The organism is Microbacterium sp. ARD31 (genome assembly GCF_031844425.1).
Genome location: NZ_JAUZVE010000005.1, coordinates 122,706 through 139,608, shown reverse-complemented (window position 1 = coordinate 139,608; position 16,903 = coordinate 122,706). Strand labels below are relative to the sequence as shown.

Below are 16,903 nucleotides of genomic sequence, written 5' to 3'. Positions count from 1 at the left end.
CAGCCCGGGCCCGCGGGAGTTCGAGCGCGGGCGCAGCCCGAACTCCCCGGACGTTGAGCGAGGGCGCAGCCCGAGACGAAACGCCGCCGCGACGTCAGCGGACGGTGAGGATCACCCGCTGCCACGCCTTCAGCGGGGTGGGTGCGTCGTCGGTCGCCTCGGCGATCACGTGGATCGTCTCGCCGGGCCGCGCGTCGGCGGGCACGACGATCGAGGTCCGGATGCCGTGCTCCGCAGCCGGAGACACCTCACCGTCGTAGGTCCCGGCCTCGCGGTACACCCACCAGCGGCAGGACACATCGTCGCCGTCGGGGTCGCCCAGTTCAGCCGTGAGCGTCACCTCGGAGCCGGCCGACACATCGACGTCAGTGCCCTCCGCGATGCGGACGGTCGGGTGGTGATTGGCCTCGGCGAACGGCCGCACCGTCCACTGCAGGCGTGCGGCGAAGTCGGCCTGCGCGTCGGCGAACCAGCGCACCACCGAGCCCTCGTCGCCCGTGGCCGACGAGTCCGCCCAGTCGGCTCCGCCGACCCGGAACGCGGCGTCCGCGAGGCCCCACGTGTCGGCACCATCGTCGGTGCGCACGTAGCGTCCGCCCCACCCGCCGTACGACGGGTGTTCGTGTGCGCGCAGGCCGGGCACGAGGAGGTTGAGCATGTTGGTCGAGTCGCCCTCGGAGATCCATTCGCCAGGCGATTGGGGCGGCATCCACACCCCGTACCCCAGCGCACGCAGCTCGTCGGCCGACAAGCCGGACAGGTGGAAGTAGTCGGTCATGTCGCCCGGGACCATCTGACGCCCGTCGCCCCACACGCGGTACAGCCCGCCGAGAGGACCGACGCCGGTGACGTTGTCGCGCGTCCAGGACGCGCCGAGCAGATGCTGGTCCTCGGGGCGGATCGTCCGGCGCGCCATATAGCCCCACGCCAGCGTGGCGACCTCGATCACGCGGATGCCGGGCCACGCGACGGCGATGTAGTCGTCGTAGGTGTCGTCCTGCGACGCGAACTTGCTGATGACGGCCTTGGCCGACACGGTCGCGTGGACCGCCTCCCACTCCGGAGTTTCGCCGAAGCGCTCCTCGATCGACATGAGCGCTCGTGCCACCGTGCTCGGCCCCGCCCACAGCTGCAGGAACACCGGACCCGGCCGGTCGTCCAGGAGGACGTCGGCGATCAGGTCCGACCCCGGAGAGGCGTGGGCGGTGTCGCCTTCGAAGTCGACGTTCCCCTCGCGGATGACGCTCCGCAGCCGATCGGGTGCGGGGTAGCGCTCGTCATGCGTGACGAGCGTGTCGTAGACCTGAGCGTACGCGTCGACGGCATCGTCGATGAAGCGCTCGCCCGGAGCCCATCGCCAGGACCTCTGCGGCTCGGTGTACTCGCGGTCGGGGAGGAAGAACTCGGTCCCGGCGCCGTCGCCCCGCCAGTGGAAGCGGCTGCTCGCGTACACGAGGCCCTCGATCTCGACCTCGTTGCCGTAGAGCAGGAACCGGATCATCGAGTTCAGATCGTCGAGTTCGGGGTCGGCGGTGACGATCGTCCGCGGCCGCGCGGTCACGAGGTCGCTCCGCCCGGCGCCGCAGCGTCGTCGGCGGGCCGGCCGGGCGCGTGCACCGCGGCCTGCTGCCACCGGTCGAACTCACCGAGCTTGAGATAGAAGTCCTCGAACATCAGTCGCGTGTCGACCCACGTGTACACGCGCAGGGGTCGCGCCCCGGGAACGACGCGGTACGAGCCGTCGTCGTCGATCGCGGGCGTCGGCACGCTCTCGTAGCGGCTCGAGGACGGGTCGGGCTGGAACACCGACTGCAGCGCGGTCAGCAGGACGAGCGGCGAGTCGCCGAGCGCGTAGGTCTCGGCCGCGCCGCCGAGGTGGGCTGCGACCATCGCCATCACCCGGGCGACTTCGTCGTACAGGTGTCGTCCGAGCGGACCGGTCGCGGCGACGCGCAGCCGCAGCTCGGCATCCGACACCAGGCACTGCCGGTAGACGTCACGCGGCACCTGCCAGATCGGCAGCGCCGAGTCCTCGAAGACCACCTGCGCGGCGGCGACGTCGATGAGCAGGTTGTACTCGATCGGCATCGAGTCGGGCGGGGGCACGGCGAGTCCCTCGTGCTCGGCGCCGCCGATCCAGACGACGGTCATCCGGTCGGCGATGCGCGGTTCGCGGAGGTACGCCGAGGCCAGGTCGGTGAGTCCTCCGCCGGCGACGTAGAACAGGGGCGTCGCGACATCTTCGCGGAGGGCCTCGGCGATGATGGCGTCGACGGCCGGAGCGGGCTGCGGTGTGGTCCGGTTCGCCAGCGCGACGTCGGAACCGGCCGCGACGACATGTGCGGCATCCAGCCCCATGCGGGCGAACACGTCGTGGACGATCGCCGCGGCGTTCCGCGCCTGTCGGTCGCTCGCGTCGAACGGGTCGTCCGCGCGCAGGTGCGACGCGACGATCAGCGGGATCTCGACACTCGGCGAGAGCAGGTGGTGCACGAGCTGGAAGAGGTCGTCGGGGTCGCCCGAGAAGTCGTTGTCGATGATGACCCGCGCACGAGGCGGGGTCGTCGGGGCGATGGCCTGCCACGGCGCCTGACCGAGCGTCCAGCGACGCGGGGCCTGCACGGCTGCCGTCTCTTCGGGCGTGGGTATGGTGCTCACTCGAAGCCTCCGCTCATGCGAACCCTGGTCATTCGAACCCCTTCGTCGTCGGGCACAGCCTCCGCGATCGTACCACCGGTTGACCAATTGGCCCCCGCGGGCGGTCGTCGTCGGGGCGTGGTCGGTCAGCGGCGTGCTCGGCCGACGCGCGTAGTTGCGTGAGCCGTCACTCCTGTCCGGTGGAGCGGCGGGAACCCGACACACGTGACGGCTCGCGGCCCGCCGATCGTCTCCGGGCGCACGGACGCCGTCCCGCCGCGCGTGAGCCGTCAGTCCTGTCCGGTGGAGCGACGGGAACCCGACACACGTGACGGCTCGCGGCCACGCCCGCCCCCACCGCCCCGCACCGCTCCCCACCGGCCAGCCCGCTCCCCACCGCACAGCCAGCCCGCACCGCCCACCCGGCTCAGCGCGGTTCGCGCACTCCCACCCGCACGAGGTGGTCGTTGACGAAGCGGCCGTCGGGGTCGAGGCGCTCGAACACCGCGCGGGCGTCGGCAAGGCGCGGGTGCACGCGCTCGATGGCCTCGCGTTCCATGAGGTGCAGCTTGCCCCAATGCGGCCGGGCGCCGAAGGGGGCGAGCGCGGCCTCGATGTCGGGGAGCAGCGCCCGCACGGCCACCGGGTCGTTGTGCCACGTGAAGTGAATGGCGAGCACGTCCTGGCCGTACGCGGGGCTCAGCCACAGGTCGTCCGCGGCCGCGGTCCGCAGTTCGGTGACGAACAGCAGCGGGGCGATCCGGTCGGCGAGCTCGCGCACGGCCAGCAAGGCGCCGGGAGCATCGGATCGCGCGACGAAGTACTCGGACTGGATCTCGTCACCGAACGAGGGGGTTCCGTCGAGGCGGAAATGCGGCAGTCGCAGCATCCACGGGCCGGGGACGCCGCCCAGCTCGGTGACGTCGGCGAGATCCCCGAGCGGGTTCGCGCCGGGGTCGATGACACCGTCGAGCAGCGTGTCGGCGACGGCGTCGTCGTCCCGTTCCAGCCGCGACTTCACCCACACCGCGCCGAACGTGTCGGGTTCCCAGAGCGAGAACACCGACACGCTGAAGCCCGCACCCGTCACCGCGTCGAGATCTTCGAGCGCGGCATCCCACGTGACCCCGCTGTAGATGTCCTGCCGCACGCGGAAGGTCGGCACGACGTCGAGCGTGACCTCGACGACGATGCCGAACGCGCCGACGCCGACCACGAGCGCGTCGAAGTCCTCGTCGCCGCGGCGCAGGTCGTGCACGTCGCCGTCCGCACCCACGTAGCGCAGCGCGCGCACCGACGCCGAGAGGGTCTGGTTGCCGTTCCCCGACCCGTGCGTCCCGGTCGCGGTCGCCCCGGCGGCGTTGATGTGCGGCAGCGAGCCCATGTTCTTGAGCGCCCAGCCGCGTTCGTGAAGCCACTGCGCCAGAACCCCGTAGCGGATGCCGCCGGCCAGCGTCACGGTGCGCTGCTGCTCGTCGAGAGCGAACTCGGCGGGGAGTCCCGTCACGTCGATCAGGGTCCCGGCGGTGTCCGGAAGATCGGTGAAGGAGTGCCTCGTGCCGAGCGCGTGCACCGGCCCCGGCGTCGCGACGGCACGGCGGACGTCGTCGACGCTCGTCGCCTCGACGATCCGCGGTGCGCTGTACTCGTAGGTTCCGGCCCAGTTGCGCGACATCGCGCTCCTCTCCTCGGTCCGCGATCTCGGTCGCGGCAGGTTCTCGGTCAGTGGCGGTCCGACCAGCGTATGGGCCGGTCAGTCCGTGGCTTCGGCAGCGAGCCGCGCGGACGCGGTCGCCATGTGCGCGGCCATCGCCGAGGCAGCGGCGTCCTCGTCGCCGCGCTCGACGGCCGCGAAGACGGCGTCGTGCTCGGCGATCGCGATGAGCGCGGCCGCCTCGTCGTGGACGGCGCGGTCGGCGTAGACCTGCAGCAGCGATCGGACCACGTGGAGCAGGTCGACGAGGGTGTCGTTCCCGGCGGCCGCGGCGAGCGCATTGTGGAAGTCCAGATCCGCGCGCGCGAAGGCCTTGAGATTCGTCGTGCCGGCGCGCATGCGCTCGACCGTCGCGCCGAGTGCTTCCCGATCGGATGCCGCAGCCCGGCCCGCGGCAAGACGGGCGACGTAGATCTCCAGACCCGAACGCAGCTCCAGCAGCTCGGCCGTGCTCTTGCGTCCGATCAGCAGCCCCCACCGAAGCGTCTGCGGAAGGAGGTCGCTGGCGGTCCCGCGAAGATAGGTTCCCGACCCCGGCCGCACGTCGACGATGCCGATGATCTCGAGGGCGGCGAGCGCCTCGCGCACGGCGGAGCGGCCGACCCCGAGCCCGGTGGCGAGCTGCCGCTCCGGAGGCAGTCGCGTGCCGGGTTCGATGGATCCGCTGGTGAAGAGGTCCATCAGGCGGCGAGCGACTTCCGACACCGGCGTCCCCGCGGGAAGCGTGCCGAGGGATGCGGCGATGTCTGCCGACCGATCGGCGGGGTACGCGGGCATGGGGCCACCTTACCCGGGCGCTCGGCTCCGCGCTTGCAATTGGTCAACCGGTTTGTGACACTGGAGTCATGCCCGCGGGGCTTCCCACCCCTGCCCGACCGATCGAGGAGACGCGATGACGCGCCTGTGGAACGAACCTGCGGACTTCGCGGATGAGATGATCGACGGCTTCGTCGCCGCGAACGCGCGGTCCGTGCGACGGGTGACCGGTGGCGTGGTCCGCGCCACGGTATCGCCGCGAGGTCAGGTCGCGGTCGTGGTCGGCGGCGGCTCGGGCCACTACCCCGCGTTCGGGGGGCTCGTGGGCCAGGGGCTCGCGCACGGCGCGGCGATGGGCAACCTCTTCGCCTCGCCGTCCACGCAGCAGATTCACGCCGTGGCGAAGGCGGCTGACAACGGCGGCGGAGTGTTCTTCTCGTACGGCAACTACGCCGGCGACGTGCTGAACTTCGACGCCGCGCAGGAGCGCCTGCGTGCCGACGGCATCGCGTGCGAGACCGTCGCCGTGACGGACGACGTCTCCAGCGCCCCGCCTGCCGAACGGCACAAGCGCCGCGGCATCGCCGGCGACCTGACCGTGTTCCGGATCGCGGCGGCCGCCGCCGAGGCCGGCGCGGATCTCGCCGAGGTGGCACGGCTCGCCGGGCACGCGAACGACCGCACCCGCTCCTTCGGTGTCGCGTTCACCGGCTGCACCCTGCCGGGCGCTGAGAAGCCGCTGTTCAGCGTGCCGGAGGGCCGCATGGCGGTCGGTCTCGGCATCCACGGTGAGCCCGGCATCGACGAGACGGGCATTCCGACCGCCGACGGCCTGGCCGAGATGCTCGTCGAGAAGCTGCTCGACGAGGTTCCCGACGGCGTGACGATCAACGGCGCCCGCGTCGTCCCGATCCTCAACGGTCTCGGGTCGCTGAAGTACGAGGAGATGTTCGTCGTCTACCGGCGCATCGCCCAGCTCCTCGACGCCGCGGGCATCACCGCGGTCGACCCGCATGTGGGCGAGTACTGCACGAGCTTCGACATGGCCGGCACGTCGCTCACCCTCTTCTGGCTCGACGACGAGCTCGAGCGCCTGTGGGACACTCCGGTCGACGCCCCCGCCTACCGCCGCGGCTCGGTGACCGCGGCCGCCCGTGCCGAGGTGGGGCCGGATGCCGCGACCGCCGCCGCCGAGATCCCCGACGCCGATGCGGATTCACGCGCCGCCGCGGCCGTGGTCGTTCGCGCCCTCGAGACGATCGTCGCCACCGTCGACGCGAACGTCGAGGAGCTCGGGCGGATCGACGCGATCGCCGGCGACGGCGACCACGGGATCGGCATGCAGCGCGGATCGCACGCCGCTCTGACCGCGGGAGCCGCCGCGCACGATTCGGGCGCCGGCGCCCGGACGACCCTCGAGCGCGCCGCCGACGGGTGGAGCGACAAGGCCGGCGGCACGTCGGGCGCCCTGTGGGGCGTCATCCTCGCGAGCCTCGCCGCCGAGCTCGGCGACATCGGGCGACCGTCGGCGTCCGCGGTCGCCGCGGGCGTCGCCGCCGGGTCGGCCGGGGTGATGGCCTACGGCAAGGCCGACGTGGGCGACAAGACCATGGTCGATGCGCTCGTCCCGTTCACCGACGCCCTCACCGCGGCCGTCGACAGCGGCGCCTCGCTCGCCGAGGGCTGGCGTCGTGCGGCCGAATCGGCGACCACCGCCGCCGCGGGCACCGCCGAGCTGCTCCCCCGCATGGGCCGCGCGCGCTCGCATGGCCAGAACAGCGTCGGAACCGTCGACCCCGGCGCGCACTCGCTCGCCCTCATCGTGACCGCCATCGCCGACGTCCTCGACGCCGGCCGCGCGAACCAGGAGAACCCGTCATGACCACCACCCCGCCCCTGCGCATCGTCATCGGCTGCGACGACGCCGGCTTCGACTACAAGGAGATCCTGAAGAAGGACCTGCAGGACAACCCCGGCGTCGCCTCGGTCGTGGATGTCGGCGTCGACGCCGACGGCCACACGCCGTACCCGAAGGTCGCGATCGAGGCCGCCGAGCAGGTCGCCGCCGGCACCGCCGACCGGGCGCTGCTCATCTGCGGCACCGGCCTCGGGGTCGCCATCGCGGCGAACAAGGTCCCCGGCATCCGCGCCGTGACCGCCCACGACTCTTTCTCGGTCGAGCGGGGCGTGCTCTCCAACGACGCCCAGGTGCTCACGATGGGCCAGCGCGTCGTCGGGATCGAGCTCGCCCGCCGTCTGGTCCGCGAGTGGCTCACCTACCGCTTCGACCCGACGTCGGCGTCCGCGGCGAAGGTCGCCGCGATCGGCGAGTACGAGAGCACCGGCAGCTGCTGATGCGACGCATGGTGGTGGGGGTGAGCCTGAAGGCGTACTTCGGGCGGCGTGACGCGCGCGCCTGGTTCGCCACGGTCGCCGAGCGCCTGCGCGAGCACGCATCGGTGCGCACCGGCCGGGTGACGGTGTTCGTCATCCCCTCCTTCCTCCAGCTCGACGACGCCGTCGCCGCGCTGTCCGGCACGGGCGTCGCCGTCGGCGCCCAGGACGTCTCCGCCTACCCGCCCGGCGCCTACACCGGCGAGGTCACCGCCGCCGAGCTCGGCGAGTCCGGCGCGCTCTTCGTCGAGGTCGGCCACGCCGAACGCCGCCGCCTGTTCGGCGAGACCGAGGCGGTCGTCGCCGCGAAGACCGCTGCCGCTCTGGGTGCGGGGCTCGTCCCGGTCCTCTGCCTCGGCGAAGATGAGCGAGCGGATGCCGCGGCCGCCGCCCGCGCGACCGTGGCGCAGCTGCGGTCCGCGCTCGGGGGCGCCGCCGACGGTCCCGTCGTCGTCGCCTATGAACCCGTGTGGGCGATCGGGGCCGCCGAGCCGGCCCCGGCGGACCACATCGTCACCGTCACCCGCGCCGTGCGAGCGGCGCTGGATGCGCTTCCCGGGCGCGCGGGTTCGAGCGTCATCTACGGCGGCTCGGCCGGGCCCGGTCTTCTCACGCGACTCGGCGACGACGTCGACGGGCTGTTCCTGGGTCGCTTCGCCCACGACCCCGACGCCCTCGTCTCCGTCCTCGACGAGGCCGTCGCCCTCGATGACCGGCGTCACGGCGTGATGGGGACCGCCCCGTGATCGGGCTCGGGACGTACGCGTTCTTCTGGCAGCACGCCGGACGCGACTCTGCCCCGCTGTCGCTGACCGGGGCCTTCGAGGCCACCCGCGAGATGGGCATCGAGCTGTTCCAGATCTGCGACTTCGAGCCGCTCGAGCGGATGAGCGACGACGAACTGGGCGTCGCGGCATCCACGGCCCGTGATCTGGGCCTCACGATCGAGCTCGGCACGAAGGGGATCGAGCCGGCTCGACTGGCACGCTTCCTCGAGATCGCGGCCGTCTTCGACGCGCGACTCGTGCGCAGCATGCTCTACAGCCCCGAGTCACGGCCGTCGCTCGCCGATGCCGAGGACTGGCTGCGCCGGGCGCTGCCGGCGTACGAGGCCGCGGGCGTCACGCTCGCCCTCGAGACCTACGAGCAGCTCGCGACGGCAGATCTCGTCGCCTTGGTCGAGCGCATCGGCAGCCCCCGCCTGGGCGTCTGCCTCGACCCCGGCAACGTCGTCGCGCGCCTCGAGCGTCCGCGTGACTGCGTCGAGGCCGTCGCTGGCCACGTGAAGAACGTGCACGTGAAGGACTTCGCCTTCGCCCGGCAGCCCGGCTGGGTCGGCTTCACGTATTCCGGAGCGCGCATGGGCGAGGGCCTGCACGACTATCCGCATCTGCTCGAGACCGTCCACCCCCGCGAGCGGGGCATCAACGAGATCGTCGAGCACTGGCTGCCCTGGCAGGGCGACGCCGAGACCACCATCCGAACCGAGCGGGAATGGACCCGCGCCACCGTTGACTACCTGAGGAGCACGACATGACCACCACCACCAGCACCTACAAGATCGCCGTCGTCGGCGCCGGCGGCAAGATGGGCATGCGCGTGTCCGACAACCTCGCACGCACGGATCACACCGTCTGGTACGTCGAGAACTCCCCCGCCGGTCAGCAGCGCACGATCGACGCCGGGCGCGAGCTCACCGACGCCCCCACCGCCGTCGCCGACGCCGACATCGTGGTGCTCGCCGTCCCCGACCTCGCGCTCGCCCCCGTCACGGCCGACCTGGTGCCGCAGCTGAAGTCCGGCGCGATCGTGCTGACACTCGACCCGGCGGCTGCCTACGCGGGACTGCTCACCACCCGCGAGGACGTCATCCAGGCCGTCGCGCACCCCTGCCACCCGTCGATCTTCCTGCAGCGCCAGACGCCCGAGGAGTGGGCCGACACGTTCGGCGGCATCGCCGCACCCCAGGACGCGATCGCGGCGATCGAGAGCGACGACCCGGCCAAGCAGGCCGTCGTCGAGGCCACCGTGCGCGCGATCTACGCACCCGTGATCGATGTCCACTGGGTCACGATCAAGCAGCTCGCCCAGCTCGAGCCCACCCTCGTCGAGACCGTCGCCTGCATGATCGGGGCCCTGCTCAACGAGGCGCTCGACGAGGCCGTGAACACCATGGGGGTTCCCGAGGCCGCCGCGCGCAGCATCCTGTACGGGCACACGCAGGTCGCCCTCGCGAACGGGCTCCGCGGCGACAACCCCTTCAGCGACGCGTGCCTCATCGCGATGGACTATGGCCGCGAGAGCATCATCAAGGAAGACTGGAAGAAGATCTTCCGCGACGACGAGCTCGACAAGAACCTCGCGCGGATGCTGCACCTCGACCGCATCGAGCGCGACCACAGCGAGCGCTGAGGGGAATCATGAGCAGGCTCGAAGGAAAGACCGCGCTCGTCACGGGCGCCGGGACCGGCATCGGCCTCGCGGTGGCCGAGCGCTTCGCCCGCGAGGGCGCGCGTGTCGTGATCGCCGATCGTGATGCGGATGCCGCGTCGCGAGCCGCGGCATCCATCGGCGACGCCGCGCGTGCCGCCGTCATGGACATCTCGGACGAGCTGTCGGTCGAGATGGCGTTCGCCGATCTCGTCGCCGACGAGTGGAGTCCCGACGTCGTCGTCGCCAATGCCGGCGTGCAGCTGTTCGGGCAGGACGCCGCGGCGGCCGACCTGGATCTGGACGTCTGGCGTCGCACGATCGACATCAACCTGACCGGGACGTTCCTCACCGTCAAGCACGCCGTCCGCGCGATGCTGGCGAGCGGGGGCGGGTCGATCATCCTCACCGGCAGCCCGACCGGCCTGAACGGCGAGGGCAAGGACTTCACCGCCTACAGTGCGTCCAAGGCCGGCATCCACGGACTCGCCCGCACGGTCGGCGCCGCGTATGCCGATCGCGGCATCCGCGTGAACACGGTCGTGCCGGCGTACACCGAGACGTCGCTCGTGACCACCATCACGAGCGACCCGGAATCGCGAGCAGCGATCATCGGCCGCATCCCGATGGGGCGTGCGGGCACACCTCAGGACGTCGAGGGCATCATGGTCTTCCTCGCGTCGGACGACGCCGCGTTCGCCACGGGTGGCCTCTTCGCCGTCGACGGCGGCATGACGACGCTCTGACATGTCCTGGTTCTCGTCGTCGCGCCGCTGGGAGAGCGGCCCGTGGTCGCTGCAGCTGCGCGACGACGAGATCGCCGATCTGTCGTACGACGGCACCCGGGTGCTGCGGAGCGTCCGCACCGTCGTCCGTGATCGCAACTGGGACACCGCGCCGCTGATCGTCGATCGCGTGCGCGAGACGGACGTCACCCTGACCCTGCACGTGCGATCCGAGGAGCTCGGCTCGAGCTTCCGCGGCATCGTCCGGGTCGAGGCTCGCGCCGCCGGACTCGTGGTGCTCACAGACCTGGAGTCGCAGCATCCGTTCGAGACGAACCGCACCGGTCTCGTCGTGCTGCATCCGCCGCAGCTGGCGGGCACCGCGCTCACGGTGGCCCACCCCGGCGGGCTGTCGGATCAAACCCGATTCCCCGAAGCGATCAGCCCGCATCAGCCGGTGATCGACATCGCCGCGCTCGCCTGGGAGCACGCGGGCCTCTCGGTCGCGATGGAGTTCTCGGGCGACGTGTTCGAGATGGAGGACCAGCGCAACTGGACCGACGCCTCGTACAAGACCTACAGCCGTCCGCTGACGCTGCCCTTCCCCTACCCGGTCGCCGCAGGCGAGCGCGTGCAGCAGTCCGTGATGATCCGGGCGCGCCGGGTGAGGGCGCCGTTCGAGGCGGATGCCGGCGCGGACCGCATCACGCTGACTGCGGGTGGGAGATTTCCGACGATCGCCCTCGGCGCCGCGACGGGGCCCGATCCCGCGCCCGCCGTCGCACCGATCGGGTCGGAGGTGCTCGTCGAGCTGGACCTGGCGACTCCGAACTGGCGCGCCGCGCTGGACCGCACTGCGCGAGCGGGGCTGCCGCTGGACGTCCGGTTCGCGCTGGACCCGGCTGAGGCCGGCGAGATCGAGGCGCTCGCCGAGGCGACCGCGGCCCTGCGCGGCATCGATGTGGTGCGCGTCGGGGCTTTCGAGCGCAGCGGCGACGCGCGCGATGTCACCGACGCCGACGTGGCGGCCGCGGTGCGCAGTGCGCTGGCCGACGCGGGAGCGGCCGTCGCGGTGATCGGCGGGTCGCGTTCGCACTTCACCGAGCTGAACCGCGAGCGCCACCGCGTGCCAGACGATCTCGACGGCTGGGCGACGACCGTGACGCCGCTGTTCCACGCGCTGGGCACGGAGCAGCTCGTCGAGTCGGTGGCGATGCAGCGGCTCGTGGCGCGGCAGACGGTCGGGGACGCGGGTGGACGCCCCGTCCACTTCGGTCCGGTGTGCCTGCGCCCGCGCTTCAACAACGTGGCGACCGCTCCGCAGCCCGGGCCGACCCGCTCCGACCTGTCGGAGGGCTACGGGGCGGAGTTCACCGGGGCGGTGGATCCGCGGCAGTCTGCTGCCGAGCTCGCGGCCTGGACGATCGCCAGCGCGGCCGCACTCGGCATCGCCGGTGTGGCGTCCCTGGCCTACTTCGAGGAGTGGGGTCCGCGCGGCATCCGCACCGCGAGCGGTGACCCGCTGCCGGTCACGACGGCCCTCGAGGAACTCGCCGCGATGGCGGGCGGCGAACTGCTCTCGGGCGAGAGCCCCGACGGCCTGATCTGGGCGATCGGCTCCCGCGGAAACGGCGTGGAGAGCGCGCTCGTCGCCAATCTCGCCGCAGCCGCTCGGGTCGTGAGGGTGTCTTTGCCATCCGGCGACATCGAGGTGTCCGTGCCCGCGTGCGGCTGGGTGCGGGTCGGTCGCTGACCCCAACCTGTGACGCGTGCGCACGTGTCACCCGCGTGCGTGGTTTTCCCGCACGCGGGGGCGGCGTGCGCACGCGCCCCGCAACAGGGGCACGGGCAGACCGACCCGAGAAGCTGAGTCAGCTGCTCCCGCTGACGCGCATGCGGCCTGCCCCGAACGGCAGCGCAGGCGCCCGATACTCGAGGGCCGGCGACTGCGACGGCTCGAGCCGAATCTCCGCCTGCCCGAACCGCCAGACGCGATTGAAGAGGAAGACCCCGAGCAGCACCGTCTCCTCAGCGGGCACCTGCCAGGTACCGAGCCCCCACTGCACCGGCTGGCCGCGCCCGCCGATCACCAGCGTCGGTCGGACGCCGGCGTAGAGCGCGAACCACGGTCGGTGCAGGGTCAGTTCGATGCGCCGCGTCGGCACGGCACCCGCGGTCATCCTGCGGCCCTCGCTCGTGCGCGCACGCTGTTCCTCTCGACCCGACTCAGGCTAGCTGACACTCTGTGGCGGTAGCCCCGCGGCCCCTTCGCCCGCACCCGACCTAGGGTGGAGGGATGACTGAATTCCTGGCGATCACCGGTGGCCGCGTCGTTCCCGTCAGCGGCGAGCCGATCGAGAACGGAACGGTCGTCGTCACCGACGGCGTCATCTCCGCCGTCGGCGGACCGGAGACGCCGGTGCCGGACGACGCCCGCGTGGTCGACGCCACGGGCAGCTGGGTGCTCCCCGGTTTCATCGAGGCGCACGGGCATCTGGGCGTCCACGAGGGCGGCGAGGGCTGGTCGGGCGACGACACCAACGAGATGACCGATCCCAACGGCGCACGCTTCCGTGCGCTCGACGGCATCGACATCGAAGAGGTCGGCTTCCGCGACGCGCTTCGCGGCGGGGTGACGACCGCGGTGATCAAGCCCGGATCCGGCAACCCCATCGGCGGACGCACCGTCGCGATCAAGACGTGGGGCGGACGCACCGTCGACGAGCAGGTGCTCTCGCTCGACGTCTCGGTCAAGTCGGCGCTCGGCGAGAACCCGAAGCGCGTCTACGGCGACAAGAAGCAGACCCCGTCGACGCGACTGGGTGTGGCAGCCGTGCTGCGCGAGGCCTTCGTGAACGCGCGCAACTACTCCGAGAAGCGAGCAGCCGCCGCGACCAAGGGCGAGCCGTTCGACCGCGACCTCACCCACGAGACCCTCGCCGACGTCCTCGACGGGCGGCTGGCGTGGGACCAGCACTGCCACCGGCACGACGACATCGCGACCGCGATCCGCATCGCCGAGGAGTTCGGCTACCGGCTCGTCGTCAACCACGGCACCGAGGGTCACAAGATCGCGGACGTGCTAGCCGAGAAGGACATCCCGGTGATCTTCGGCCCGATGCTCACCTCCCGCTCCAAGGTCGAGCTGCGCGACCGCGGCATCGGCAACCTCGCCCTCATCGCCGCGGCCGGCGTGAAGGTCGCGATCACGACCGACCACCCGGTGGTGCCGATCGAGCAGCTGCGGCTGCAGGCCATCCTCGCCGTCCGCGAAGGGCTGCCCGCCAAGACCGCGCTCGAGGCGCTCACGGTCAACCCGGCATCCATTCTGGGGCTGGAGGCGCGCGTGGGTGCGCTCGAGGTGGGTCGCGACGCCGACATCGTGGTGTGGTCGGGCGACCCTCTCGCGATCGACTCCGACGTGCAGCACGCCTTCATTTCCGGTCGTCCCGTCGTCGAGCCCGCGGCCGGGGACGACGAGGCTCCGCGGATCGTGGACCGCTGGGAGAGGTTCGGCCGGAGCTCCTGGATCCGCTGACGCTCACCCGGAGCGGGATCAGCGGCCGGTGGATTCCCGGACGACGAGCTCGGGCCGGAACCGGATGCGACGCTCGTGCCCGCCGTCGGGGTCGGCGAGGTCCTTCAGCAGCAGGTCGACGGCGGAGTAGCCGATGAGGTGCGCCGGCTGGCGGATGGAACTCAGCGGCACGACCGCGGCGGCGGCGAAGTCGATGTCGTCGTAGCCGATGAGCGCGATGTCGTCGGGCACGCGGACGTCGGCCATGAGTGCGAACGCCTGCAGCACGCCGACGGCCAGCAGGTCGTTGGCGGCGAACACCGCATCGGGCCGGTCGGCCGGATCCCGCGCGAGCAGCTGCTCACCGGCATCCCTTCCCTGCAGCACGGTCAGGGAGGGCATCTCGATCACATCCAGCGAGACGTCGGGATGCTCGGCGACCGCGCGGCGTGCTCCTTCAAGACGGTCCACGACCTGCCGCGTCGAGCGCGGCCCGCCGACGAAGGCGATGCGGCGGCGTCCCTGCTCGATGAGGTGCGCCACCGCGAGGTGACCACCCTCGACGTCATCGACGGCGACGGATCCGAATCCGGCATCCTCGACCTCGCGGTCGACGAGGATCACCGGCACACCGCCGTCGCGCAGTCGCTCGAGCAGCCCGAGGTCGTCGGTCGTCGGAGTCACGAGCACGCCGTTGACCCGCTGCTCGCGGAACAGGTCGATGTACGCGGTCTCGCGGTCCTGCCGCTCGTCGCTGTTGCCGAGCAGCACCGTCATGCCCTCCTCGGCAGCGCGCGCCTCTGCGCCGCGGGCGACCTCGGCGAAGAACGGGTTGCCCACGTCGAGCACGATGAGGCCGATGCTGCGGCTGCGGCCGGCCCGCAACTGGCGCGCCGCGTCGTTGCGGACGAAACCGAGGTCGGCGATGGCCTTCTGCACCCGGGCGACGGTCTCGGGCGCGACCTTCGCCGGACGATTGAGGACGTTCGAGACGGTGCCCACCGAGACGGATGCCGCGAGCGCGACATCGCGAACGCTGACAGCCATGGCGCCTCCCTGACACTTGCGCGCAACGATACCCGTGACTTATGCTGTTGAAACGATTCACGCCCCCGGCATCATCAGAACCACCCAAGGAGCACCTCGATGACGAGCCCGTCCGCGACGACGCGGGTCTGCTTCCAGCTGCAGGTCGCACCCGACCTGCTCGAGGAGTACATCGCCCGCCACACCCCGGTGTGGCCTGAGATGCTCGAAGAGATCGCCGCCTCCGGCAGGCGCAACTACTCGCTGTTCCTCGGCGAGGGCGGCCGCCTCATCGGGTACTACGAGACGGACGACGACGCGGCCGCGCAGGCGTACCTGGCGGCATCCCCCGTCGCGGCGAGGTGGGAGGCCGAGATGGCCCGCTTCTTCGTCGGCCTCGACGGTCGCCCTGATCAGGCGGCGACGTCGCTCACCGAGGTGTTCCACCTCGACGACCAGCTTCAGGCCGCGCGTGCGGCCGCCTCCTCCCCCTCCATCCCCAACGAAAGCACGGCATCATGACGACGCTTCCCGCCGAGACCCTCCAGGCGCTCGAAGGCCAGGGCATCGAACTGCCCTCGTGGGCCTTCGGCAACTCGGGCACCCGCTTCCGCGTGTTCGGCACCCCCGGCACGCCCCGCGACCCGTTCGAGAAGATCGCGGACGCCGCGCAGGTCAACCGGTACACGGCATTGGCTCCCAGCGTCGCCCTGCACATCCCGTGGGACAAGGTCGCGGACTACAACGCCCTGCGCGCACACGCCGAGGACCTGGGCGTCGCACTCGGCACGGTGAACTCCAACACCTTCCAGGACGAGGACTACAAGTTCGGCGCCCTCACGCACCACGACGACCGGATCCGGTCCAAGGCGATCGACCACCACTTCGAGTGCATCGACATCATGCATGCGACGGGGTCGCGCGACCTGAAGATCTGGCTCGCCGAAGGGTCGAACTACCCGGGGCAGAACGACATGCGCGCCCGCCAGGACCGCCTGCAGGACTCGCTCCAGCAGATCTACGCGCGGCTCGGCGACGACCAGCGCCTGGTGCTGGAGTACAAGTTCTTCGAGCCGTCGTTCTACCACACCGACGTTCCCGACTGGGGGACCAGCTACGCCCAGGTCGCCGCGCTGGGCGACAAGGCGATGGTGTGCCTCGACACCGGTCACCACGCACCGGGCACGAACATCGAGTTCATCGTCATGCAGCTGCTGCGTCTCGGCAAGCTCGGCTCGTTCGACTTCAACTCGCGCTTCTACGCCGATGACGACCTGATCGTGGGGGCGGCCGATCCGTTCCAGCTGTTCCGCATCCTGTTCGAGGTCGTCCGCGGCGGAGGCCTCAACAACCCCGACGTGGCGTTCATGCTCGACCAGTGCCACAACATCGAGGACAAGATCCCGGGCCAGATCCGCTCGGTGCTCAACGTCCAGGAGATGACAGCCCGCGCCCTGCTGGTCGACCGCGCCGCACTCGATGCCGCGCAGTCGTCGAACGACGTGCTCGCGGCGAACGCCGTCTTCATGGACGCGTTCTACACCGACGTGCGTCCGGCCCTCGCCGAGTGGCGCGAGTCGCGGGGCCTCCCCTCCGACCCGATGGCCGCGTACGCCGCATCGGGCTACCAGCAGAAGATCGCCGCCGACCGCGTGGGCGGCACGCAGGCCGGCTGGGGAGCCTGACCCACCAGACCCGCCGGGA

General features: G+C 71.5%; 16 protein-coding genes. 10 read left to right on the top strand and 6 right to left on the bottom strand.

What is annotated here, in order from left to right:
- Nucleotides 1–94 precede the first annotated feature (94 nt).
- The 4 genes from Q9S36_RS16340 to Q9S36_RS16325 all read right to left on the bottom strand — a co-directional run bounded on the left by Q9S36_RS16340 (nucleotide 95) and on the right by Q9S36_RS16325 (nucleotide 5,128).
- Nucleotides 95–1,561 (bottom strand): nucleoside hydrolase-like domain-containing protein, encoded by a 1,467-nt coding sequence (locus tag Q9S36_RS16340; RefSeq protein ID WP_311286024.1) that lies wholly within the window; start codon nucleotides 1,559–1,561, stop codon nucleotides 95–97.
- The gene (locus tag Q9S36_RS16335) at nucleotides 1,558–2,658 is read right to left on the bottom strand and encodes a nucleoside hydrolase (protein WP_311286023.1); all 1,101 of its coding nucleotides are present in this window, start codon (nucleotides 2,656–2,658) and stop codon (nucleotides 1,558–1,560) included. Before Q9S36_RS16335 ends, Q9S36_RS16340 begins: the two co-directional genes overlap by 4 nt.
- Before the next feature lie 406 nt (nucleotides 2,659–3,064).
- On the bottom strand, nucleotides 3,065–4,312 hold the full coding sequence (locus tag Q9S36_RS16330) for a D-arabinono-1,4-lactone oxidase (RefSeq protein ID WP_311286022.1): 1,248 nt from the start codon (nucleotides 4,310–4,312) through the stop codon (nucleotides 3,065–3,067).
- A gap of 78 nt (nucleotides 4,313–4,390) precedes the next feature.
- On the bottom strand, nucleotides 4,391–5,128 hold the full coding sequence (locus Q9S36_RS16325) for a FadR/GntR family transcriptional regulator (RefSeq protein ID WP_251452208.1): 738 nt from the start codon (nucleotides 5,126–5,128) through the stop codon (nucleotides 4,391–4,393).
- A gap of 115 nt (nucleotides 5,129–5,243) precedes the next feature.
- On the opposite strand from Q9S36_RS16325, the gene Q9S36_RS16320 reads away from it, so the two are divergent.
- The 7 genes from Q9S36_RS16320 to Q9S36_RS16290 are packed head-to-tail and all read left to right on the top strand — an operon-like array spanning nucleotide 5,244 to nucleotide 12,409.
- Nucleotides 5,244–6,989: a dihydroxyacetone kinase family protein gene (locus Q9S36_RS16320; protein WP_311286021.1), complete on the top strand. Its 1,746-nt coding sequence runs from the start codon at nucleotides 5,244–5,246 to the stop codon at nucleotides 6,987–6,989.
- Complete coding sequence (locus tag Q9S36_RS16315; protein ID WP_311286020.1) at nucleotides 6,986–7,462, top strand: ribose-5-phosphate isomerase; 477 nt, start codon at nucleotides 6,986–6,988, stop codon at nucleotides 7,460–7,462. The genes Q9S36_RS16320 and Q9S36_RS16315 overlap by 4 nt, the downstream gene beginning before the upstream one ends.
- 20 nt (nucleotides 7,463–7,482) lie before the next feature.
- Entirely contained in the window at nucleotides 7,483–8,247 is a 765-nt protein-coding gene (locus tag Q9S36_RS16310) for a triose-phosphate isomerase family protein (protein WP_311286019.1), read from the top strand.
- Nucleotides 8,244–9,038 (top strand): TIM barrel protein, encoded by a 795-nt coding sequence (locus tag Q9S36_RS16305; RefSeq protein WP_311286018.1) that lies wholly within the window; start codon nucleotides 8,244–8,246, stop codon nucleotides 9,036–9,038. The genes Q9S36_RS16310 and Q9S36_RS16305 overlap by 4 nt, the downstream gene beginning before the upstream one ends.
- Nucleotides 9,035–9,913 (top strand): phosphogluconate dehydrogenase C-terminal domain-containing protein, encoded by an 879-nt coding sequence (locus Q9S36_RS16300; protein WP_251452217.1) that lies wholly within the window; start codon nucleotides 9,035–9,037, stop codon nucleotides 9,911–9,913. Before Q9S36_RS16305 ends, Q9S36_RS16300 begins: the two co-directional genes overlap by 4 nt.
- Before the next feature lie 8 nt (nucleotides 9,914–9,921).
- Complete coding sequence (locus Q9S36_RS16295; protein WP_251452219.1) at nucleotides 9,922–10,677, top strand: SDR family NAD(P)-dependent oxidoreductase; 756 nt, start codon at nucleotides 9,922–9,924, stop codon at nucleotides 10,675–10,677.
- Between the two features lies 1 nt (nucleotide 10,678).
- Nucleotides 10,679–12,409 carry a hypothetical protein gene (locus Q9S36_RS16290; protein ID WP_311286017.1) on the top strand — a complete coding sequence of 577 codons (1,731 nt, stop codon included), beginning with the start codon at nucleotides 10,679–10,681 and terminating at the stop codon, nucleotides 12,407–12,409.
- Between the two features lie 118 nt (nucleotides 12,410–12,527).
- On the opposite strand, the gene Q9S36_RS16285 is transcribed toward Q9S36_RS16290, so the two are convergent.
- A complete protein-coding gene (locus tag Q9S36_RS16285; RefSeq protein ID WP_311286016.1) occupies nucleotides 12,528–12,836 on the bottom strand; it encodes a hypothetical protein in 309 nt (102 codons plus the stop codon).
- A gap of 116 nt (nucleotides 12,837–12,952) precedes the next feature.
- On the opposite strand from Q9S36_RS16285, the gene Q9S36_RS16280 reads away from it, so the two are divergent.
- The gene (locus Q9S36_RS16280) at nucleotides 12,953–14,194 is read left to right on the top strand and encodes an amidohydrolase (RefSeq protein ID WP_311286015.1); all 1,242 of its coding nucleotides are present in this window, start codon (nucleotides 12,953–12,955) and stop codon (nucleotides 14,192–14,194) included.
- A gap of 18 nt (nucleotides 14,195–14,212) precedes the next feature.
- Here Q9S36_RS16280 and Q9S36_RS16275 read toward each other — a convergent pair whose 3' ends face one another.
- On the bottom strand, nucleotides 14,213–15,220 hold the full coding sequence (locus Q9S36_RS16275) for a LacI family DNA-binding transcriptional regulator (protein ID WP_311286014.1): 1,008 nt from the start codon (nucleotides 15,218–15,220) through the stop codon (nucleotides 14,213–14,215).
- 99 nt (nucleotides 15,221–15,319) lie between these two features.
- On the opposite strand from Q9S36_RS16275, the gene Q9S36_RS16270 reads away from it, so the two are divergent.
- Together Q9S36_RS16270 and rhaI are read left to right on the top strand one after the other, a co-directional pair.
- Nucleotides 15,320–15,721: an L-rhamnose mutarotase gene (locus Q9S36_RS16270; protein ID WP_311286013.1), complete on the top strand. Its 402-nt coding sequence runs from the start codon at nucleotides 15,320–15,322 to the stop codon at nucleotides 15,719–15,721.
- Nucleotides 15,718–16,884, top strand: a complete 1,167-nt coding sequence (gene rhaI / locus Q9S36_RS16265) for an L-rhamnose isomerase (RefSeq protein ID WP_311286012.1) — start codon at nucleotides 15,718–15,720, stop codon at nucleotides 16,882–16,884. The genes Q9S36_RS16270 and rhaI overlap by 4 nt, the downstream gene beginning before the upstream one ends.
- The last annotated feature ends 19 nt before the right edge of the window (nucleotides 16,885–16,903 follow it).